This is a genomic window from Massilia sp. W12 (assembly GCF_037300705.1).
GTDB lineage: Bacteria > Pseudomonadota > Gammaproteobacteria > Burkholderiales > Burkholderiaceae_D > JACPVY01.
On record NZ_CP147776.1, the window covers coordinates 5,659,604 to 5,679,249 of the forward strand.

General features: G+C 57.3%; 22 protein-coding genes. 8 read left to right on the forward strand and 14 right to left on the reverse strand.

The features are described 5' to 3' along the window. Nucleotides 1-20: 20 nt before the first annotated feature. A complete protein-coding gene (locus tag V8J88_RS23260; RefSeq protein WP_338846663.1) occupies nucleotides 21-884 on the forward strand; it encodes a PhzF family phenazine biosynthesis protein in 864 nt (287 codons plus the stop codon). A 28-nt stretch (nucleotides 885-912) separates the two neighbouring features. Here the strand turns inward: V8J88_RS23260 and V8J88_RS23265 are convergent, their stop codons facing one another. From V8J88_RS23265 to V8J88_RS23285, 5 genes are all read right to left on the reverse strand, one after another. Then, complete coding sequence (locus tag V8J88_RS23265) at nucleotides 913-1,521, reverse strand: hypothetical protein (protein WP_338846664.1); 609 nt, start codon at nucleotides 1,519-1,521, stop codon at nucleotides 913-915. Further along, on the reverse strand, nucleotides 1,518-2,873 hold the full coding sequence (locus V8J88_RS23270; RefSeq protein WP_338846667.1) for an AAA family ATPase: 1,356 nt from the start codon (nucleotides 2,871-2,873) through the stop codon (nucleotides 1,518-1,520). Before V8J88_RS23270 ends, V8J88_RS23265 begins: the two co-directional genes overlap by 4 nt. A 39-nt stretch (nucleotides 2,874-2,912) precedes the next feature. Then, nucleotides 2,913-3,188: a DUF4404 family protein gene (locus V8J88_RS23275; RefSeq protein ID WP_338846668.1), complete on the reverse strand. Its 276-nt coding sequence runs from the start codon at nucleotides 3,186-3,188 to the stop codon at nucleotides 2,913-2,915. A gap of 11 nt (nucleotides 3,189-3,199) precedes the next feature. Next, entirely contained in the window at nucleotides 3,200-5,272 is a 2,073-nt protein-coding gene (locus tag V8J88_RS23280) for a M3 family metallopeptidase (protein ID WP_338846669.1), read from the reverse strand. Nucleotides 5,273-5,363: 91 nt separating this feature from the next. After that, nucleotides 5,364-5,702, reverse strand: coding sequence for a DUF2288 domain-containing protein (locus V8J88_RS23285; RefSeq protein WP_338846670.1), 339 nt, complete (start codon nucleotides 5,700-5,702; stop codon nucleotides 5,364-5,366). A 240-nt stretch (nucleotides 5,703-5,942) separates the two neighbouring features. Between V8J88_RS23285 and V8J88_RS23290 the strand changes: the two genes are divergently transcribed. After that, complete coding sequence (locus tag V8J88_RS23290) at nucleotides 5,943-6,707, forward strand: PEP-CTERM sorting domain-containing protein (protein ID WP_338846671.1); 765 nt, start codon at nucleotides 5,943-5,945, stop codon at nucleotides 6,705-6,707. 100 nt (nucleotides 6,708-6,807) lie between these two features. Here the strand turns inward: V8J88_RS23290 and V8J88_RS23295 are convergent, their stop codons facing one another. From V8J88_RS23295 to mpl, 8 genes are all read right to left on the reverse strand, one after another. Then, complete coding sequence (locus V8J88_RS23295; protein ID WP_338846672.1) at nucleotides 6,808-7,245, reverse strand: DUF4124 domain-containing protein; 438 nt, start codon at nucleotides 7,243-7,245, stop codon at nucleotides 6,808-6,810. A gap of 10 nt (nucleotides 7,246-7,255) precedes the next feature. Beyond that, entirely contained in the window at nucleotides 7,256-7,987 is a 732-nt protein-coding gene (gene mtgA / locus V8J88_RS23300; protein WP_338846673.1) for a monofunctional biosynthetic peptidoglycan transglycosylase, read from the reverse strand. Between the two features lie 18 nt (nucleotides 7,988-8,005). Continuing rightward, nucleotides 8,006-8,827, reverse strand: coding sequence for a shikimate dehydrogenase (aroE, locus tag V8J88_RS23305; protein ID WP_338846674.1), 822 nt, complete (start codon nucleotides 8,825-8,827; stop codon nucleotides 8,006-8,008). A 9-nt stretch (nucleotides 8,828-8,836) separates the two neighbouring features. Then, nucleotides 8,837-9,727 carry a TonB family protein gene (locus V8J88_RS23310; protein WP_338846675.1) on the reverse strand — a complete coding sequence of 297 codons (891 nt, stop codon included), beginning with the start codon at nucleotides 9,725-9,727 and terminating at the stop codon, nucleotides 8,837-8,839. A gap of 76 nt (nucleotides 9,728-9,803) precedes the next feature. Beyond that, complete coding sequence (locus V8J88_RS23315; RefSeq protein ID WP_338846676.1) at nucleotides 9,804-11,846, reverse strand: RNB domain-containing ribonuclease; 2,043 nt, start codon at nucleotides 11,844-11,846, stop codon at nucleotides 9,804-9,806. A 5-nt stretch (nucleotides 11,847-11,851) separates the two neighbouring features. Continuing rightward, nucleotides 11,852-12,460 carry a chorismate lyase gene (locus tag V8J88_RS23320; protein ID WP_338846677.1) on the reverse strand — a complete coding sequence of 203 codons (609 nt, stop codon included), beginning with the start codon at nucleotides 12,458-12,460 and terminating at the stop codon, nucleotides 11,852-11,854. Further along, a complete protein-coding gene (locus V8J88_RS23325) occupies nucleotides 12,457-13,017 on the reverse strand; it encodes a YqiA/YcfP family alpha/beta fold hydrolase (RefSeq protein WP_338846678.1) in 561 nt (186 codons plus the stop codon). Before V8J88_RS23325 ends, V8J88_RS23320 begins: the two co-directional genes overlap by 4 nt. Continuing rightward, a complete protein-coding gene (gene mpl, locus V8J88_RS23330; RefSeq protein ID WP_338846679.1) occupies nucleotides 13,014-14,381 on the reverse strand; it encodes a UDP-N-acetylmuramate:L-alanyl-gamma-D-glutamyl-meso-diaminopimelate ligase in 1,368 nt (455 codons plus the stop codon). The genes V8J88_RS23325 and mpl overlap by 4 nt, the downstream gene beginning before the upstream one ends. A gap of 121 nt (nucleotides 14,382-14,502) precedes the next feature. Here mpl and V8J88_RS23335 point away from each other — a divergent pair, with 121 nt between their 5' ends. From V8J88_RS23335 to V8J88_RS23360, 6 genes are all read left to right on the forward strand, one after another. Beyond that, nucleotides 14,503-14,892 carry a BPSL0067 family protein gene (locus V8J88_RS23335; RefSeq protein ID WP_338846680.1) on the forward strand — a complete coding sequence of 130 codons (390 nt, stop codon included), beginning with the start codon at nucleotides 14,503-14,505 and terminating at the stop codon, nucleotides 14,890-14,892. Nucleotides 14,893-14,929: 37 nt separating this feature from the next. Further along, complete coding sequence (locus V8J88_RS23340) at nucleotides 14,930-15,346, forward strand: STY0301 family protein (RefSeq protein ID WP_338846681.1); 417 nt, start codon at nucleotides 14,930-14,932, stop codon at nucleotides 15,344-15,346. 83 nt (nucleotides 15,347-15,429) lie between these two features. Continuing rightward, nucleotides 15,430-16,656, forward strand: coding sequence for an AAA family ATPase (locus tag V8J88_RS23345; protein ID WP_338846683.1), 1,227 nt, complete (start codon nucleotides 15,430-15,432; stop codon nucleotides 16,654-16,656). A gap of 21 nt (nucleotides 16,657-16,677) precedes the next feature. Continuing rightward, a complete protein-coding gene (locus V8J88_RS23350; protein WP_338846684.1) occupies nucleotides 16,678-17,547 on the forward strand; it encodes a hypothetical protein in 870 nt (289 codons plus the stop codon). A gap of 42 nt (nucleotides 17,548-17,589) precedes the next feature. Continuing rightward, nucleotides 17,590-18,099 (forward strand): O-acetyl-ADP-ribose deacetylase, encoded by a 510-nt coding sequence (locus V8J88_RS23355; protein WP_338846685.1) that lies wholly within the window; start codon nucleotides 17,590-17,592, stop codon nucleotides 18,097-18,099. Nucleotides 18,100-18,294: 195 nt separating this feature from the next. Beyond that, the gene (locus V8J88_RS23360) at nucleotides 18,295-19,011 is read left to right on the forward strand and encodes a PEP-CTERM sorting domain-containing protein (protein WP_338846686.1); all 717 of its coding nucleotides are present in this window, start codon (nucleotides 18,295-18,297) and stop codon (nucleotides 19,009-19,011) included. A gap of 22 nt (nucleotides 19,012-19,033) precedes the next feature. On the opposite strand, the gene V8J88_RS23365 is transcribed toward V8J88_RS23360, so the two are convergent. Then, entirely contained in the window at nucleotides 19,034-19,525 is a 492-nt protein-coding gene (locus tag V8J88_RS23365) for an Lrp/AsnC family transcriptional regulator (protein ID WP_338846688.1), read from the reverse strand. Nucleotides 19,526-19,646: the final 121 nt, after the last annotated feature.

The following is a 19,646-nucleotide window of genomic DNA, read 5'->3' on the forward strand; positions in this document are numbered from 1 at the left end:
TTTATGCCTGGAAGGACGTCATGCAATATCACTATCGTTTGTTGAATGTGTTTGCCGAAAGCACCTTCGGCGGCAATCCGCTGTGTGTGTTTGAAAATGGCAGCGGCTTGAGCGATGCGCAAATGCAGCTCATCGCGCGCCAGTTCAATTTATCGGAAACGGTGTTTCTCTTGCCCGCCGATACGCCTGATGCGGACATGCGCTATCGCATCTTCACACCCGGCTATGAAATGCCATTCGCCGGCCATCCGACCCTGGGCAGCGCGCATGTCTTGCGCAGCTTGCTGGGGCGCGCCGGCGAAGCGCAATGCAGCGTGCGCATGGTATGTCAGGCCGGTTTGGTGCCGGTGCATGCGAATGGCGCGGTGTGGCGATTCCGCGCCCCCAGCCAAGGCTTGCCGCCCTGCCGTCCCGAACCATTGGCGCTGCCGCAATTATTGGCTTTGCTCGGCCTGCAAGAACAGGATCTGGCCGGCCCGCCGCAGCGCGTAAATACCGGCAAAGAGCAATTGCTGCTTCCCTTGCGCAGCAAAGAAGCTTTGCAGCGCGCCACCCCCGGCAATTTCAAAGACTGGCCGGATTGTCCGGTGGCAGAGCGCAATGCGTACTTGTTTGTGCTGGATGGGGAACATGAAGTGGCGGCGCGCTTTTTCTGGATGGCGGCTGACGGCTCGGTGGGGGAAGACCCCGGCACCGGCTCAGCCTGCGCCAATCTGGGCGGCTGGTTAATGCACCAGGGCGCCGCGCTGCCCTTGCGCAAACATGTGACCCAAGGCGAGAAAATTGAACGCTTGAATCATTTATATCTGGAAGTGGATGCAGAGCAGGGCATCCATGTCGGCGGCAGCGTGATTGAGCTGGGGCGCGGGTATTTGGAGTTGTGAGGCAGTGGAACAAAGATGGCGCTGACGCTCAATACTCCAGCAGATGCTTTAAATACAGCGTCTCGCCATCTTTGACTGCAATTTTACAGGCGTCATCCGGGGCGGATTTTCCGGCAGCAGCCAAACCGGTGTTTTGTTTGCGCAAATTCATGCCGCCGCACAGCAGTATGAAACGTTCACGTCCGATTTTGAGCTGCGGCTTCTCGCTGCGGTAAAAATTCTGCTGCAAACTCAAGGCGTAGTGTACGAAGGCGCGCGTGCTTTTGAATTGCCCGGCGTACCCTCCCTTGCCATCGCCCGATTTCAAATCCAGATAAACAATCTCCAGCCCACCGGCTTTTGCACCCTGCGCTTTGGTATACACAATCACGCAATCACAAACCCGATGTGGGCTGCAACCTTCCACATTATCTTGCAACAGGGGCGAGACCAGGGCCGCGCCGGGTTTGAGCATGGCATGGGTTTTACTGGCGCGATCCGGCGAAAAGGCAAACCAATTGCCGCCGCGTGCCTCGATATGAATTTTGCGTAAGGTGGCGCCGGGATCATCTTCTTGCACTGAAATGAGCGCATCTTGATCGCTGCGCGCGGAGACGCCGTGCAGAATCTGGCATAACTGCGTCAAATCAGGATTCACAACTCGCCCCCAAACAGAATTTCTTCCTGTATCCGGTTTAAATCGTCGATTTCGCTGTCAAACGATGAAACCGCAATCCCGCGCGCAGGATCAACCGGGGCCAAGGTCAAGGTGTTGATGCGCTTGCGCCGTCCCTTGACTTTGCCGGGGCCGGCGACATACAGATGCACGCTGTCGGGTTGCAATAATTCCTGCTCTGCATAGCCGAATTTTTCCCGCATCTGACGCGCATGCGGGGTGTCTTGCGCCAGCATGATCAAGGTGTTGACTTCCTTCACCAGATAATCGCTGTGCGTGCTCAACATTACGCGCACGCCGGCGTTCACCAGCCGCGCCAGGAGGCGGGCGAAGCGGCGCTGATTGCGCGGGTGCAGATTGAGTTCGGGTTCGTCTATCATCAGCAGGTCGCCGGGACGGGCGAAAGACTTCAGATAGATATCGAAATCCGCCAATGCGCGCACCGCGCTGGACGCCTCGGCCAAACTCATATCTTGGCGCACGCCTTGCGGCGTGTAGCGTATGCCTTGTTCTGCACTGGATTGATAGGCGCCGCCGGCAATCTGGACAAAGCATTGCAGCAATGCCGGATCAGATTTCACCAATTCGCCCTGTATTTTTATTGGCGGGGCCATGCGCACAAAATTGATTTCATCCGTCACCGCTTGCGGATAGCGCGCCTGCATAATTGGCGAGGACAGCTCAGCTTGCGGGTCTGCTTGCAAGCGGCTGATGAATTTGCTGCGCGCATAGTCCAGTTCGCGGTAAAACTGCATGATGCCGCTGCGCTCGGAGCTGAAGAGTCGAACCGTTATTTGCAGCACATGCCAAATTAAAACCCATGCCAAAACTTTTGCTGCTTCGGAAGAAGTTGCAAGCGGGTCACCAAAAGACTTGAGTCCCAACACGGCAAATGGCCTTGGCTCGTAACGAAAATGAACGTTGATTTCCGTCATAAACACGGTTTCCAATCCGGCCATTCGTATCGCCAAATCTGGGGCCTCCGCGATTTTTGCTCGAAACACCACTTTTTCAAAACGTTGTGCATCGCACGCAAACACCGCCGGTAAATCTTGCACAAACATGACGCTGGCGCGCGCCAACCATTCATCTAAACGATCAATGAACAATTCCTGTAAGCCGATTTCTATTGGCTGACCCGCCGGCCAGTGTTGTGCTTTGAAATAATCTTCAAAAATTCGCGTCAGGTAATCCGGCAGTCTGCGCAAAAACCCATACACCGCATACATCACATATGTCTTACCGGTGTTATTCTCCCCGCAAATCATGGTCAGACCTGCCAAGTCCAGCTCGGCATAGTCGATCTTCCCTAAATTTTCGATTGTGAATTTCAATCCGTTCTCCGGTTTTGTCGCGGCGGCGGGCATCGCCCCTCAAATCCCCATATTCGACAACAACCTGCTCAACTCGCGCAACACCGGTTCCAGCTTGGGATGCTGGGCGGCGAATTGGGCCGTCAATTCCTGCGAGCGGCGGGTTAAGCCGAAGCTGTTTTCATCCGCTTCGCGCTCTTCTTCCCGCTCTAATAATTCCTCGATATCGTCATTCAGCACACCCAGCAGGCGCTGTAATTCGCCATCCAGCTGTTCGGTCTGCGAGAGCTGTTGATGCAACTCGCGCAGGGTTTGTTTCAATTGTTCTTCTTGCATGTTTTTCTCCCTTAATCAGCCGCCGCCGGGGACAGCAGCGCATCCAAACCCCGGCGTTCCAGCAGCGGCGCCAGTTGCGCATCGCGGCCACGGAATTCACGATAGACTTGCAGCGGGTCGGCGCTGTTGCCGCGCGCCAGCACCATCTGGCGAAAGCGCTCGCCATTGGCGCGCGTCAGGCCGCCGTTTTGCACAAACCATGCTTCTGTGTCCGCATCCAATTTTTCACTCCACAGATAGGCATAATACCCGGCAGCGTAGCCGCCGCCAAAACTGTGCGAAAAATAGGCGCTGCGATAACGCGGCGGCGCCAGTTCAAACGCGATGCCGGCTTGCTGCAAGGCTTGTGCTTCAAACGCTTGCACATCGTCAGGAATTTGATCCGGGCGCAGGCTGTTCCAGGCCAGATCCAACAGCGCGGCGGCCAGATATTCCGTTGTCGCGTAGCCCTGATTGAATTTTTTCGAGGCTTGCAATTTATCCACCAGCGCTTGCGGCATCGCCGCCCCGGTCTGCCAGTGGCGCGCATAATTTGTCAGCACTTGCGGCCACAACATCCACATTTCGTTGATTTGCGACGGGAATTCGACGAAATCGCGCGGCACATTGGTGCCGGCGAACATCGGATAGCGCACCGCCGAAAACATGCCGTGCAGCGCGTGTCCGAATTCGTGAAACATGGTGCCGACCTCATCATAGCTGAGCAGGGTCGGCTCGCCCGTGGCCGGGGCTGGAATATTCATATGATTGCCAATCACCGGCTTCTGTCCCAGTAATTGGGACTGACTCACATATTCATTCATCCAGGCCCCGCCGCGTTTGCCTTTGCGCGCGTAAAAATCGCCCAAAAACAGCGCCAGCGGCGTACCGTCCGCGTTTTTCACTTCCCAGACTTTAACGTCCGGGTGATACACCGGCAGATCCGGGCGCGGCGTGAAGCTGATGCCGTACAACTGTTGCGCAGCGTAAAACACACCGTTTTGCAGCACATTGTTCAATTCAAAATACGGCTTCAATTCGCTTTCGTCGAAGGCGTATTCGGCTTGGCGGCGCTGTTCTGCATAAATATCCCAATCCCAGCTGGCCAGCGGCGTGGCGGCGCCGGCCAGATCTTGCAAGGCCGCCGCTTCGCGCTTGGCGTTGGCCAGCGCCGCCGGGGCCAATTCATGCAAGAGCTTGCGCACCGCCTGCGGCGTGTGCGCGGTTTCATCCTCCATGCTGTAGCTGGCGTAATCGGCATAACCCAGCAATTGCGCGCGCTCGGCGCGCAGCCGCGCTATGTCCCGCATCACTTGTTGATTATCGTAGGCGCTGCCATGCAGGCCGCGTTGCAGCGAGGCTTGCATCAGACGCTGGCGCAGGGCGCGGTTGTGCAATTGCGTATTCAAGGGCTGCGTGCTGGTGTTGCTGAGTGCGATCAGATATTTGCCGGCATGTCCGCGTTCTTGCGCAGCTTGCGCCAGCGCTGCAATTTGGGACGGACTCAAACCCGCCAGCTCGCTTTCATGCTCGACCAGCACGGCATCCGCCTGCGCCTCGGCCAACACATTCTGGCTGAAACGCGCATGCAATACCGCCAGCCCGGTATTCAATTCACGCAAACGGGCTTGTTGCGGCGGCGCCAGGCGCGCACCTTCGCGCACAAAATTATTCCAGGTCTTTTCCAGCAGACGCAGGGTTTCCGCATCTGCCTGCAAAGCGGCGCGCTGCTGATACACGGCATCAATGCGCGCAAACAGGGTGTGATTGAGAAAAATTTCGTCCCTGTGCTGCGCTAACTGCGGCGCCAGGGTGTTTTCAATCGCTTGCATCTGCGTATCGCTGATGACGCTGTTGAGATTGAAAAACAGTTTTTCCAGGGCCGCCAGGCGCAAACCGGAGCGTTCCAGCGCGATCACGGTGTTTTCCAGCGCAGGCGGGGCCGGATTGGCGGCAATCTGCGCTACTTCCTGCAAGTGCTCGCGCATGGCTTGCGCAAACGCCGGCAGATAATGCGCATGCCGCACGCGGTCAAAATGCGGCATCTGATATGGCAGGCTGCTGTCTTGCAGCAGGGGATTGGCGGCGGAATCGATAGCGTTCATAGCGGCTGGCTGAATGTGTGAAATAGGCGGCAGGCTGGCGCAACCAAACAGGCTGCACAACAAGATGCCACAAACGGGGAAACGCAGCATCTCATTGCAAGGTATGGCCGAGATGCGCCGGCTTTTCTTCCTGCACCAAAACCCAGGGCGACACCACCACCGCCCATAATGCGGCATCCTGCGCTTGCCAGCGCGCGCCGTCCGCATCGCTGGCGCGTTGCACTTGCCCGGCTTGCATCCAGGCGGCGACCTGTTCTTTTTTATCCAGCGCAAACTGGACCGCAACATCCACCAAATCAAGCTGATTGGCGACTTTGATCACACTGCCGGCGGCGTAATAGCGCAATAACTCGGCAAAGGGGAGACGCGCTGTCTCTTGATTCAGGCGTGCTTTAAGCGCCTGGGCGGGGTCAATTTTATAATCATGCATAAAATCAAGCTGCAATATTTGAAAACAACATCATACACCTCAGTATGGACAAAGCGCAGCAGGGCGCAAGATGCAAAAAATTTGTTGGCAAAGTGGCAAAGGGGATGTTTACTTGCTTGCCGCAAGGCACTACAATGTGCACATTCTCCTGTTAGCAGTAATTCACAGCTGATTGAAGTCCCCGCACAGGAGTGAAGCCGGCAGCACCCCACAGTTAAAACAACTCTTCAGGAAAGCACAATGAAAATGAAAATCGCAGCAGTTGCAGCAGGTTTGGCCCTCTCCGCCAGCGCTTTCGCAGGTCCGGTGATGTGGATTGGCGATAGCAGCGGTAAGCTGGGCAAAGTGGATGTGGCCACCGGCCAGGTGCAAGTGATCGGCAGCATGGGTCAAGCCATGACCGATATCGCCTTTGATCCGCAAGGCAATCTGTACGGCATCAATTTCGGCCAGCTGTTCCGCATCAACAAAACCAATGCCCAACTCACACTGGTTGGCAATACCGGCGTTGGCATGAATTCTCTGGTGTTTGACTACCAGGGCAATCTGTACGGCGCGAACAATTCCCTGTATCGCATCAACACCAACACCGGCGCAGCCCAGCTGATCGGCAATGGCGGCGCGCAATACGCTTCCTCCGGCGACCTGGCCTTTGTTGGCAGCCAGCTGTATCTGAGCAATGTTTATGGCGGCGACACCCTGACCCGCTTGGATGTGAACACCGGCGCCGGTACGAATGTCGGCAACATCGGTTTCAGCGCAGTGTATGGTCTGGCCACGAATGACAATGTGCATCTGTATGGCATGAGCAACACCACCATCCTGAATATCGACACCCTGACCGGCCAGGGCACTGCACTGGTGAACTACGGCGGCCAAGGTCTGGGCGCCGCCTGGGGCACCGCCTTCATCGGCGAAGCTGTGCCGGAACCGGAAACCTATGCCATGATGCTGTTGGGCCTGGGTGCAGTCGGCCTGTACGCCAAGCGTCGTAAAGCCGCTTAATTAAGTTTCATCCCCAATAAAAAACGCGCCGCCGGGCAACCGGTGGCGCGTTTTTTATTGTCATGCTGTCGCCGCGTACAAGCTGCGGGCGGCGCAGTGGTCAGCGGGTGGCGCGCTCAATCGCCGCATCCGTCGCATTCATCGGCTTGGCTGGCGGCGGTTCTTCTTTTTTTGGCGCATCCACCACTTGCAGCGAAGGCAGTTTGGCGTTTTCGCCCTTGCCGCAGGCGGTGTCGGAATACACGGTCTTGCCATCGATCACGCATTTTTGCAGGCGGCCTTCCATTTTCGGCGGCGCATCCTTGCCGGTGGCGGCGCTCTTGGCCTGCTGCATGGCCTCCTTGGTTTTATCCATCGCTTCAGCGGTTTTCTTATCCCCGGTGAATTTGGCGATGGCGTCAAAAAACACATTCCGTTCATAACGCATCGAAAACAGCGTGCCGACCACCAGCGCTGCGATCACCATAGAACCCACGGCTGTCCACAACAGACTGAGGCCGGCGCGGCAGCGTTTTTGTTGCAAGCTCTGCATTGTCATCTCATTCCCCTTACTTAGTGTTGGATGGTAAATCAGCGGAACCCATGCGGCGCAAAATCAAGCCGGTGCGAGACTGCAAATAAGACGAATTGCGGTGTTTGTCGTAATAGCGCGGATTGGGCAACATCACCGCCAGCTTGGCCGCCTGCGCCGCACTGAGCTGGGCGGCGGAAACGCCGTAATAGTGTCGCGCGGCGGCTTCCGCGCCAAACACGCCGACACCCCATTCCACCGAGTTCAGATAGATTTCAAAAATTCTTTCCTTCTCCATCACCGCTTCCAGCATGCCGGCGATGATGAATTCCTGGCCTTTGCGAAAGTAATTGCGGCCACCTGAGAGAAACAGATTTTTCGCCAGTTGCTGAGTGATGGTTGAGCCGCCGGCCACCACCTTGCCTTTTTTCATATTCTTTTCAAAGGCTTTTTGCAGCGCTTCCCAATCCACCCCTTCATGGTCGGAAAAATTGGCGTCTTCAGAAGCGATAATGGCGCGCTTTAAATTGGTGGAGATTTTTTTATACGGAACCCAGCTGTGCTTGAGCTGCGCATTTGGATTTTTTTCCTGCAAAATCGCCAGCTGTTCGCGCATAAAGCTGGTGGATTCGGGGTTGTAGTGCACCCACCAGCAAATGCAGAGGAAAAAATACAGCTGCGCCAATAAAAATAAAGTCGCGGGCAATATCAAGAGCCAGAAATACCAGCGCTTGAGCAAAAGCCGCCAAAAAGAGTGATCTGCCGCCATTTCTGTCCTATTGCGGAATCAACGCAAAGCCGCATACACCGGCCCGGTATCCGGCAGCACCCCGCGCCACCAGGCAAACGCCAGCGCAGCTTGCTGCACCAGCATGCCCAGGCCATCGCGCACCGCCACCCCTTGCGCCTGCGCCTGCTGTAAAAAAGGCGTCAGCGCACTGCCATACACCATGTCATACGCCAGCATCGTATGCGCAAACAGGGCGTCGGGCAAGTCCATGCCTTGCTCTTGCAAGCTGCTGGAGGTGGCGTTGATGATCAGATCCCACGGTTGTTGCGCCAAGGCAGAAGCTGCGTGCAAAGCGCTGGCGTCGAGTTGGCCGGGCTGCGCCAGACTGGCGAAATCCTGCGCCAGCGCCTGCGCCCGGGGCAGGCTGCGATTGGCGATATGCACCAGCGCCGGCCCTTCCTGCAACAAAGGCAGCAGTGCGCCGCGCGCCGCGCCGCCGGCGCCAAGCAGCAAGATGCGCTTGCCCTGCAAAGTCTGACCTGCCTGTTTTAAATCGCGCACCAGACCGGCCCCGTCGGTGTTGTCTGCTTCGATTCCGTGCGCGGTAAAGCGCAGCGTGTTGACCGCGCGCGCGCATTGCGCCGCCTGGCTCAGATGCTGCGCCAGCGCGAAGGCTTGCTCTTTGAACGGCACGGTCACATTCGCGCCGCGCCCGCCTTCGGCGATAAAGGCTTGGATGCTGGCGGCAAAACCATCCAGCGGCGCCAGCCGTTTTTGATAGTCGATATCCTGGCCGCATTGGGCCGCGAACATGGCGTGAATCTGCGGTGATTTGCTGTGTGCGATCGGATTGCCGAATACTGCGTACAGATCACTCATCGCCTCTCCTCAATTTGCGCGCAATTCCGCTTCCAGTTTTTGTTCGCGCGTGAAGGTGAAGCGGGTCACCACCACCCACACATCATCGCGGTCTTTTGAGCGCATATTCGGCGGAAATATGCCAAACGGCGCGGAACGTTGCACAATTCGCAGCGCCGCCTTGTCCAGATCAGGATTGCCGGAACTGCGGTCCACCGTCACCCCGCCTTCCTTGGTGTAAATACTGCCATCCTGAAAAATCGGAATCGACAAGGTCAGCTGACCATACAGCTTCTTGCCTTCCTTTTGCGGAAAGTGCAGCGTGCCGAAATCCTCGATCTTCTTTTGCATTTCTTTGTAATAGCGCGCATAACCCTCGGCGCGGGTGGAGGGCGTGATATAGAACTTGCGCGGGCGCTTGTTTTGGTCTTGGATCGTATTGGCGATTTCCGCCACCGAGCGCGCAATCACTTTCTGGCTTTCCTGCGCATCCATGCCGTCTTGCGGCGTGCTGCGCTTGCTCTGTTGCGCCGCATCCGGGGCCGCCACGATCGGCGCGCCGGCGCGCGACAGAATTTCCGCCTGGGCGCGCTCCAATTCCTCAATCTTGGCCTGGGTTAATTGAATCGCATCGCCATCGCTGACTTTTTGCAAATCCGGCAGCGGCGATTTGGCATGGCCCTCATCGGCATTGCCGCCGCCTTCCAGATTGGCCTGGGCGATGGCGTCGGCTTTTTTCGGTGCTTTATCGTGCTTGGCGTTCACCAGAATCACTTCCAGACCGCTGTCAGCCGGGCGGAATTGAAAGGTTTCCGGCGCCACAAAGCGGATCGCCAGCAACATCGCATGGAAAGCGAAAGAAATGCCGAGCGCAAGCGGCAGGAAGCGGTTTTCCGGATTCATGGACGATAACAGACGCATAATGCAGCAGGATAATCAGATGGGCACGGCATTCTACCACCGGCGCCTGTGAAACCGGGATGCCATATTGATAACATCATGCCAGCGCCTGTTCGTTGGCGTTGCCGGCATCGTCTTGCGCGGCCTGCTCCGGGCTGGCGGCTGGCGCCGCCTCTGGCGCCGCGTCTGCAGCGACCTGCTCCGGGGCCGCGCTTTCGACTTCCTCTTCCTCCTCGCCCAGATCTTCGCTGACGCCATGCACTTCCAGCAAACGCGCCTGCACGCTCAAATCCAATTCATCCCAATCAATCACATCCAGCCGCACTTGTGCGCCGCGCGCCAATTGCGGCATGCCGGGCAGGCGCAGAATCAGCGGAATCTCGACCAAGCGCAACACCTCATCTTTCAACACCACCGCCTCGACCTGGCGCGCCTGCTGTTGCGCCAGCCAGCGCAAGCACCAATAGCGCTCCATGGTTTGCTGATATTCAGCATACGCGGCATACGCGGCGTCAAAGGCGGACACAATCGCGAACAGATTCGCATCGCGCTGCTTGAAGGGCGCAGCCAGCGGCGCGGCCACGCCATGTTGCAAACACGCCAGAATCTGCCATTGATTCACCAGATCGGTATAGCGGCGCAGCGGCGAGGTGCTCCAGGCGTATTGATCCACCCCCAAACCCTGATGCGGCGCAGCGTGGGTCAGCATGCGCACCTGCATCTTGCCGCCCCAGCCGGCTTGCTGGCAGCGGTAAATCCCCGGCACGCCATGTTCCGCCATCAACTTGCCCCAGGTGGAATTGGCGAAAATCATCAATTCCGCCACGATCTTGTCGAGCGGCGCGCCACGCTTGCGGCGCACAATGCTGACCACCCCGTCTTCCACATAAAAATTGAAATCGACCCGGTTATTCGACTCCGGGCGCAGACCGAAAGCGGCGCGCTTGGCCATGCGCTGCGCTTCCAATTGCTGCGCCCAACGCCACAGCACATCGAATTCGCGGCGGAAAGGAAAGTCGCCGCTGCCCTCATTCAAGGCTTGTTCCGAGACCAGCTCATCCAAATCCTGATGGCGTAAATTCGCCGCCATTGGCACCCGTTCGGCGCGGCTGAAGCAATTTTCCAACTGGCCTTGCGCATCCAGCACCGCATACAGCGAAAGCGCGGCGCGCGCCTGGCCTTCGCCCAGGGTGTATTCCTGCACCACCGCATCCGGCAGCATGGTGATTTTGTCGCCCGGCATATACACCGTGGACAAGCGCTGACGCGCCACCACATCAATCGGATCGCCGGGACGGATGCACAAACCGGGCGCAGCGATATGAATCCCGACCTGCCAGCGCCCATCCTCCAGCGCGGTGACCGAAAACGCATCGTCAATTTCCGTGGTGGTGGCGTCGTCAATCGAAAACGCCTGCACCTCAGCCAAGGGCAATTGCGCCGGCGGCGGCGGCAATTCCAGCGCCGGGAACCCGGCCCCCTTGGGGAAATGGTCGAGCATAAAACGCGCATCGTGCAAACTCTTGGCGTCGGCCAGACCGCCCAAGCGCAACATCAGGCGCGCCGGCGCGGTTTGCAATTGCGCGCAAGCCTGCTCCAGCGCCTTGTATTCCATGCTGTTCTTGTCCGGCTTGCACAGCAGATATTTGACCAGGGGGCGGAAATTGTCCGGCAATACGCCCTGCGCCATCTGCTCGACCCACTGCGCCTGTTGCGCCGCCTGCTGTTTTTTCTTTTCGATGCCGGCCAGCGCCGCTTGCAAAGCCGCTTCCGGGGCCGGCTTATACACCCCGCGCCCCTTGCGGTAAAAATACATCGGCGCGCCATGCAAACGCAGCAACAGCGCGCCAAGCTGCACCGCACTGAGCGGCTCGCCGAAATATTCCTTGGCCAAATCGGCGAAATTGAATTCTTCCGCGCCCGCCACTTCCCACACAAAATCGAGGTCGATTTCTTCGCTCAACTGCTGCGCCTGCTGCAACATTTCCGCCGGGGCCGGGCTGGCGTATTGCAACAGCACATCGCGCGCCTTGACCTTGCTGCGCTTGCCGCTGGCCAATTCCACTTGATACGACTCACCCGCTTGCGACAATACGACGCCGACTTTGAAATCGCCCGATTCTTCAAAAAAAACATTCATCACGCTCACCCCATGCGGCCCTGTGGCCGGGTTGGTCGCGGCTGCGGCAATTGCAGCAGCCACGGAAAAAAGACTTCAGTCACCAGCAATACGCCATGTTTGCGGCGGTACAGACAGCGGCGCGCATACAGTTGCGCGCCAGCCAATTGCGCCGCCAAGTGCGGCGCATGCAAGCGCAGCGCGGCCAGCGCACGTTGCGCCAGCGGATGTTGCGGGGCCAGTCTGGCCAGTTGCAAAGCACCCTGGCGCACCAGCGGATCGCCAAACAAAATACTGCCCAGACTGCGTTCGCCCAGAGTGGAAAATTGCGGCCAATCGTCGGCATTCGCTTCCAGCGGCGTCACGGTATGCGCAAACACCACCGGCGCGCCATCGCATTCCAGCAAGACCTCGCGTTCCCAGGCATGGCGCCGGCGCGGCAAACCGAGCGCGCCGGCCTCATCGGCCAGACAGGGCGCGCGCCACTGGTGCAGGCAGCGCACGCGAAAAACCTGACAGCGCGCGCGCAATTTCAGCGTCAGCGAAGCCTGATCCATCAGCCAGATGCGCATCGCCGGCGCCGCATTCACATGCGCGCGCCAGTGCGCCCGCGCATGCGCGCGCGCCGGCTTCACCGGCCCTCCCGCGCAAACGCCAGCACTTGCGGCAGATACGCGGCAAATTCACTGATGCCGTGATCGCTGCCCTGAATGATGTGCTGACGCGCGCCGGCGTAATGCTGCGCCATCTCGCGCCAGTCCAACACTTCATCCCCCGTCGCCGCGAGTAAAAAATAACGCTCCGGGCGGCTGATCTGCGCCACTTCCAGCGCTTCCAACTGCGCCACATATTCCGGCAAAAAGACAAACGGCTCGGCAGAATGGTATTGCGTACCGGTTCCGACCTGATCGTGCAATAAGCGCGCCGGGCGCACCGCCGGATTCAGCAACACGCAGCGGCAGCCATAACGCTGCGCCAGCCAGGTGGCGTAAAACCCGCCCAGCGAGGAGCCGATCAGACACAATTCTTGCGGCGCCGCAGCTTCAATCAAGCCCGCCGCCAAGGCCACGGCTTGCGCCGGCGACGGCGGCAATTGCGGGCAGAGCCATTCCGCCGCCGGCACATGCTGCGCCAACAGGCGCGCCTTGAATGAAGCCGGGGAAGAACGGAAGCCGTGCAAATACAAAATCATTGCGCCAGTCCATCCAGAATCTTTTGATGCACGCCGCCAAAACCGCCATTACTCATCACCAGCACGCAATCGCCTTCCTGCGCGGCGCGGCAAATGGCCTGGGTTAATTCGTTCAAATCAGAAAAACTGCGTGCTTTATCGCCCAACGGCGCCAAAGTCGCCGCCAAATCCCAGGACAGCGCATCTTTGCCGCTCAAGGCGCCATAGCCGAACACCAGCTCGGCCCCGGCCAGACTGCCCGGCAGCGCATCCTTCACCGCACCCTGTTTCATGGTATTGCTGCGCGGCTCCAGCACCGCCAGAATGCGCTGCTGCGGCTGCAAACGCGCGCGCAGACCGGCGATGGTGGTGGCGATGGCCGTTGGATGGTGGGCGAAATCGTCATACACCACCACCCCGCGCACCGTACCGCGCACTTCCATGCGCCGCTTGACGCTGGCGAAGCGGGTCAGCGCATCAATCCCTGCCGCCGGCTGCACGCCGACATGGCGCGCCGCCGCCAGCGCCGCCAGGGCATTCGCGCGGTTGTGCGCGCCTTGCGCGGCAAATTGCAAGCGGCCTTGCAGCTGCCCCTGCAAGAGCACATCAAAACTGCCGTCATCATGTGCAATCGCCTGCCAATGTGCATCATCTGCGCCGAAATACTCCACTTCACTCCAGCAGCCGCGCGCCAGCACGCGCGCCAAGGCCGCCTCTTCGCGATTCACAATCAGCCGGCCAATGCCGGGGATAGTGCGCACTAAATGATGGAATTGGGTTTCAATCGCTGCAAGATCAGGGAAAATGTCAGCATGATCGTACTCAAGATTATTCAGCACAGCGGTTTTCGGGCGATAGTGCAAAAATTTGCTGCGCTTATCGAAAAACGCCGTGTCATATTCATCGGCTTCGATCACAAAGAAGGGAGTAGAAGTGGTGTTGCGTGCAGATATGCCGAAATTGCAGGGAATGCCGCCAATCAAAAAGCCCGGCTCATAACCGCAATCCTGCAAAATCCAGGCCAGCATCGACGCGGTGGTGGTTTTGCCATGCGTGCCGGCCACCGCCAGCACCCATTTATCGCGCAGAAAATGTTCGCCCAGCCATTGCGGCCCGGAGACATAGGGCAGACCGCGATTCAAAATTTCTTCCATCAGCGGATTGCCGCGCGACACCACATTGCCGACCACGAATAAATCCGGCTGCAAATCGAGCTGCTCCACGCCAAAGCCGGCAGTCAGGGCGATGCCCTGCTGTTCGAGCTGAGTGCTCATCGGCGGATACACATTCGCATCGCAACCGGTAACGCGGTGCCCGGCCTGCTGCGCCAAGACCGCCAAACCGCCCATAAAAGTGCCACAAATTCCCAGAATATGAATATGCATCGTGATCCGCCGCCAAAATCGTCAAGCAAGAGCGGGATTTTACCGCATACGGCGCCACGCGCGCGCTGTGTCAAGCATGCGAAGCCATTACAATGCAGACAAAACCGCCAAAGGAGACGCCATGCCGTATATCTATGCCGATGTGGATAATTTGCAAAACACCGATAAAGTGGGTTCCAAACACTGCGTCGCCTTAATCCAGCACTATACCGATGCGCCGAATACCCGCGACTGGAGCGAAGGCCAGGTGGTGATGGGCAGCAGCGGCCTGGCGAAAGGCACAGCCATCGCCACCTTTGTCGCCGGGCGCTACCCCAACCACAGCAGCGGCAACCACGCCGCGTTTTTGCTCTCGGTGGAGTCAAACGGCATCTGGGTGATGGATCAATGGAAAGATGACGCCTCCAAGCCCAAAGTCAGCAAGCGTTTTTTGCGCAAGAAAGGCAAGGATAAGAACGGCAAATTCATTGACCCCAGCAATAACGCCGACGCCTATTCCGTCATCAATTAACGCCGCTTTTACCACGCGCTACAAGTCCGGGATCATCATGAATCTGAGCCGATTTTTCTGTGCGCTGAGCAGCGCCCTGTGCCTGAGCGCCCCGGCGCTGGCGCAAACGCTGCAATGCCCGCCGACTGTGCAGACCAAGGCAGGCAGCTTGCAACTGCAGCAAACCCCGGCCGGCTTTGCGCCATATTTTGAAGGCGGCCAGCTGCCCTTGAGCGGCGCCAGCATCTTCGACGGCCCGCCCGAACAGGGCGCGCAATTACAGCCTGCGGGCGGCAAAGGCGTATTGCGCTGGTCTTTGTCAGACGCCCAGGCCGGCGTCTGGCTCTCTTGCGACTATGCTCAAGGCTTGTTCCGCCTGGTGCAAAAACTGCCGCATACGCCGCGCAGTTGCAGCGCGAAGCTGTATAAAGAGGGCAAATCGCCGCTGTTGCAGGCAGTGTTTTCGTGTGAGTGAGAGGCGTAACCAGACAAATTCCCGTCTGCTGCCGAATGCTTGCAAAACCCCGTAAAATCCACGCATCAAGCCTGGAGCCGCCCATGTACGCCAAATCTTTATCCATCAGCAATTTCAAATGCTTTTCGCAAGCACAAATGGACTGCCAATATCCGGGAAGGCCGGATGGAGCGGCATTGGCATTGCCGAATGTGAATTTGGTGCTGGGGGATAATGGTGGCGGCAAGTCATCGGTGTTGCGGGCGTTGGCGATTGCGGTGTTGGGGCAATTTCTGAATCAGAGTGGGTTTGTGCCATGGCGCTTGGTGCGGCGCACTATGCAAGTCAATCCAATCCAAGCTGAGTTAGCGCTTGCGGTAAGCGAAAACCAAGCTGCTGGCGAATTCATTTCGCACGAAATATTCGACTTTGTTGAAGGCGCGGAACGATTGTTGGAAACCAGATTACAACGTGATATCAGTAATGGTCTTGACATACTGCATTCACATAGCAGATTCAATCCCGCAACAAGCGAAGGCAGCTATTTTGTCATCGGCTACGGCGCCACGCGGCGCCTGGAAATCGGCGACTACAGCGAAAGCCAGGCGCGCCGCACCCGTGGCGTCCATTATGGGCGCGTCGCCAGCCTGTTTGAAGACCATCTCGCCCTGCGTCCCATGCAAGCCTGGGCGCCACGCCTGCGCAACAAGGCGCCGGAAACCTTCACCCAGGTGGTGGCCAAACTCAATCAAGTGCTGCCACAAAATGTGCGCTTCGCCGGCGAATTTGAAGATGAGGATGGGCCGCCCATCTTTTTGTTTAACAACAATCCCACACCCCTGGCCGCATTGTCCGACGGCTATAAATCATTTATCGGCTGGGTTGCGGATTTAATCGGTCAGTTGGCCGAAGTTGCGGATGGGGCGCAGCTTGACAGCGTGTCCGGCATCGTTTTACTGGATGAAATCGACTTGCATTTGCACCCGGCATGGCAACGTGTGGTTGTGCCGAATCTGGCGCAAGCCTTCCCCAAGCTGCAATTTTTCTTCACCAGCCACAGCCCGCTGGTGGCGGCGACGGTGCAGCATCAAAACATCTTTGTCACGCAAATCGGGCCGGATGGCGGCGCCACGCTTGCCCAACTTGGCGAGCATGTGCATGGACGCAGTGTGGAAGATTTATTGCTGTCCTCGTATTTCGGCCTCGACACCACGCGCCCGGAGGCGTTTGCGCGAGAAAGCCAGAGTTTGTTTGAGCGCGCGGCGCAAGGCGATGCGCAAGCCGCCCTGGATTTTCTGCAAAAACTCACTGGCAAAGCGCCAAATCCTTAAAACTGGAAGGTTGGAGGCGGGATGATTCGTTATCCATTTGACGAGCAGCAAGTTCGTACTGAAATCGCGGCAATTGATCCGAATTGGGCGCAAAAAGCTGCAGAAAGAACCCGCAAATTCCTGGAACTTGGCCGTTACGATGAGGCTTCTTCAATCTGGAGTACTGTCAAACCTGTGTATATGCGTTTGCAGCACTACAAATGCATCTATTGTGAGCGTCAGTTCGAGGACGAGGAAGTCGGCACAATTGAGCATGATTTGGAGCATTTCCGCCCAAAAGGCGCTGTGGATGTGTGGCCAGATCCGCAACGCCATACCTTCCATTACGATTTTCCAACCGGGAGCGCATCTGCGGCCGGCTATTATTGGCTGGCGTATGATTTACTCAATTATTGCGCCGCCTGCAAAGTCTGCAACTCCATCTACAAATTAAACTGGTTTCCAATCGCCGCTCAGCGTTTGGCGGCGCCAAGCGACATAGGGCAATTGCAGGCAGAACAAGCGCTGCTGTGCTATCCACTCGGTAATCTGGATGATGACCCGGAAGATTTGATCAGTTTCAGCGCCACCACTGCAATTCCAGTGCACACAAGCGGACGCAAACACCAGCGCGCAAAAGCCATCATTGATTTTTTCGGCTTGAATACGCGCCAACAATTACACATCCAGCGCGCGCAGTTCATCTGCCTGTTTGGCTATGCATTTGAAAAGCGGCACAAAGGCGAGGCCGATGCCAGGGACTTGGCTTTATTGGCGCAAATCCGCTCGCCCGAGCTGCCGCACAGCGCATGTTTGCGCGCATTTGCCCGCACTTGGGATGAAAAACCGGCGCTGGCCAAGGAAATCTTTGCCCAATGCAAAGCTTTCATCTCCAGCCGGCTGCATAGCTGAATGTGAACCCGGCATTCCGTATCGCCAAAAAGGAAAACCAATATGTTCAGCGTCATCCAAAGCGACATCACCAAGCTCGCGCTTGACGCTATCGTCAACGCCGCCAATTCCAGCCTCCTGGGCGGCGGCGGGGTGGATGGGGCGATACATCGCGCCGCCGGGCCGGATTTGCTGCATGCCTGCCGCTTATTGCATGGCTGTCAAACCGGCCAGGCCAAGGCCACGCCCGGTTTCAAATTGCCGGCCAAATATGTGATTCACACCGTCGGCCCGGTCTGGCGTGGCGGGCAAAACGGCGAAGCGGAAATGCTGGCCGATTGTTACCGCAACAGCCTGCTGCTGGCGCACAGCCTGGGTTGCCGCAGCATCGCTTTTCCCTGCATCAGCACCGGCATTTACGGCTATCCGCAAGAAGCGGCGGCGCAAGTCGCGCTGGCGAGTTTGAAAAACTGTTTGACGGATTTGTCAGATGACTGGAAAAGCATCGTGTTTTGCTGTTTTTCTGCGCAAGATGCTGCGATTTATCAAACATTATTGAACCCGCGCGCCTGATGCGGAGCCGCATTGCAGCAAACGGCGATAAAAGCGTTGAAATGCCGCCACTTCAATGTATTTGCATTATTGGATATTCAAATAAAGTGATTGCATTATCTTCCTTGTGTTCTTTAATAAACACGTTCAATATCATAAAATTGTGCTGAAAAATTCAAAAAGCACATACCTCTTAACGACTTCACACACATCATCATGAAATACGCACTCCCTCTTATGCTGGCGCTGTGCGCCGGCGCCGCACACGCAAGCACCGATGGCCTGGTTTACGGCGGCCTGAGCAATCTGCATTTTGAAGTGATTGACTTGACTCCTGACGACGGCGTCGCCGCTTCGCTCAGCACCGCATCAAACAGCGCGATGTTTATCTACTCCGCCATCAGCAGCGACCAGGTGACTTATGAGTACATTCAAAGCAACTGGCGTTCCTGGAATGCTCAGCCGATTTCGCACAATTATGGCAGTGCTCTCGGCCGCGTAAGCACCTATGCCGATGACCAGAACTTCACCTTCTCCGCCATGAATACCGGCGCGTATTTATCCTATGCCGTGAGCCAAGCCCAGTATTACGGCACGCTGTCGGCAAATACTGCAGTGCGTCTGACCGGCATGCTCTATTTAGATGGCAATGCCGGCAATGTTTTCTCCAATTACAATTCTTTTTACATGTATGCGAGCAGTGGCCAGTATGAACGGATGTTCCAGGACGCGAACGGGACTTATCAATCGCAAACAGTGGACATACTCGTGAGCAATAATTCGGCCAACTCCATGAATTTCATGTTCTCCTACTATGGCAATGCCAGTGTACAAGTTGCTCCGGCAGTACCCGAAGCCGACACCTGGGCCATGCTGGGCGCTGGCCTGCTGGGCTTGGGCGCGCTTGCACGGCGTCGCAAGCAGGCTGCATAAAGTCTGAAAAAACCGCCTTGCCTCACAAGGGCAGCGCAGTTTCAAATTTGGCGCGATTGACCGAAAAATAGGTTTTCACATTGCGCACATTGGCGTGCGTGGCGAACAGGCGGTGCGCCAGCGCGTGGTAGGCCGGCATATCCGCCACTTGCAACACAAGCACAAAATCCGGCCCGGGCGAAACGCGGTAACACTGCATCACCTCCGGCGCCGCCGCCGCCACTTCCTCAAATTTATCCAGATATTCCGCGCCCTGGTGGTCGAGCGAGATTTCGACAATCGCACACAGACCGCGCGCCGCCAAGCCGGGCGCCAGCAAGGCAACCTGGCGCGCAATCACCCCGCTCTCTGTCAAACGCTTGACCCGACGCAAACAGGTGGGCGGCGAGGCGTGCACTTTTTGCGCCAATTCCAGATTGGTTTGCGCCGCATTCTGTTGTAATTCACGCAAAATGCGGCGATCCAGCTCATCCAATTCCATGCCATCTTCGGTGGTTTTGATATTTTCATTCATAAAAATCTTCCTGGTGAATTTTTATTTCATGCTTATGCAATGATGAAATTTTATGCCAAAAGTGAAGAAAATGAGCATACAAATTTCAAGCATTTAGGCATAGCATGGCGTCATTCCACAC

Excerpts from the sequence above, each read along its gene's own strand:
- V8J88_RS23280 (WP_338846669.1), bottom strand. The coding sequence starts at position 5,272 with ATGAACGCTATCGATTCCGCCGCCAATCCCCTGCTGCAAGACAGCAGC.
- V8J88_RS23315 (WP_338846676.1), bottom strand. The coding sequence starts at position 11,846 with ATGAATGTTTTTTTTGAAGAATCGGGCGATTTCAAAGTCGGCGTCGTA.
- mtgA (WP_338846673.1), bottom strand. The coding sequence starts at position 7,987 with ATGGCGGCAGATCACTCTTTTTGGCGGCTTTTGCTCAAGCGCTGGTAT.
- aroE (WP_338846674.1), bottom strand. The coding sequence starts at position 8,827 with ATGAGTGATCTGTACGCAGTATTCGGCAATCCGATCGCACACAGCAAA.
- mpl (WP_338846679.1), bottom strand. The coding sequence starts at position 14,381 with ATGCATATTCATATTCTGGGAATTTGTGGCACTTTTATGGGCGGTTTG.
- V8J88_RS23360 (WP_338846686.1), top strand. The coding sequence starts at position 18,295 with ATGAAATACGCACTCCCTCTTATGCTGGCGCTGTGCGCCGGCGCCGCA.
- V8J88_RS23290 (WP_338846671.1), top strand. The coding sequence starts at position 5,943 with ATGAAAATGAAAATCGCAGCAGTTGCAGCAGGTTTGGCCCTCTCCGCC.
- V8J88_RS23285 (WP_338846670.1), bottom strand. The coding sequence starts at position 5,702 with ATGCATGATTATAAAATTGACCCCGCCCAGGCGCTTAAAGCACGCCTG.
- V8J88_RS23275 (WP_338846668.1), bottom strand. The coding sequence starts at position 3,188 with ATGCAAGAAGAACAATTGAAACAAACCCTGCGCGAGTTGCATCAACAG.
- V8J88_RS23345 (WP_338846683.1), top strand. The coding sequence starts at position 15,430 with ATGTACGCCAAATCTTTATCCATCAGCAATTTCAAATGCTTTTCGCAA.
- V8J88_RS23355 (WP_338846685.1), top strand. The coding sequence starts at position 17,590 with ATGTTCAGCGTCATCCAAAGCGACATCACCAAGCTCGCGCTTGACGCT.
- V8J88_RS23325 (WP_338846678.1), bottom strand. The coding sequence starts at position 13,017 with ATGATTTTGTATTTGCACGGCTTCCGTTCTTCCCCGGCTTCATTCAAG.
- V8J88_RS23295 (WP_338846672.1), bottom strand. The coding sequence starts at position 7,245 with ATGACAATGCAGAGCTTGCAACAAAAACGCTGCCGCGCCGGCCTCAGT.
- V8J88_RS23365 (WP_338846688.1), bottom strand. The coding sequence starts at position 19,525 with ATGAATGAAAATATCAAAACCACCGAAGATGGCATGGAATTGGATGAG.
- V8J88_RS23310 (WP_338846675.1), bottom strand. The coding sequence starts at position 9,727 with ATGCGTCTGTTATCGTCCATGAATCCGGAAAACCGCTTCCTGCCGCTT.
- V8J88_RS23335 (WP_338846680.1), top strand. The coding sequence starts at position 14,503 with ATGCCGTATATCTATGCCGATGTGGATAATTTGCAAAACACCGATAAA.
- V8J88_RS23350 (WP_338846684.1), top strand. The coding sequence starts at position 16,678 with ATGATTCGTTATCCATTTGACGAGCAGCAAGTTCGTACTGAAATCGCG.
- V8J88_RS23340 (WP_338846681.1), top strand. The coding sequence starts at position 14,930 with ATGAATCTGAGCCGATTTTTCTGTGCGCTGAGCAGCGCCCTGTGCCTG.
- V8J88_RS23260 (WP_338846663.1), top strand. The coding sequence starts at position 21 with ATGCAATATCACTATCGTTTGTTGAATGTGTTTGCCGAAAGCACCTTC.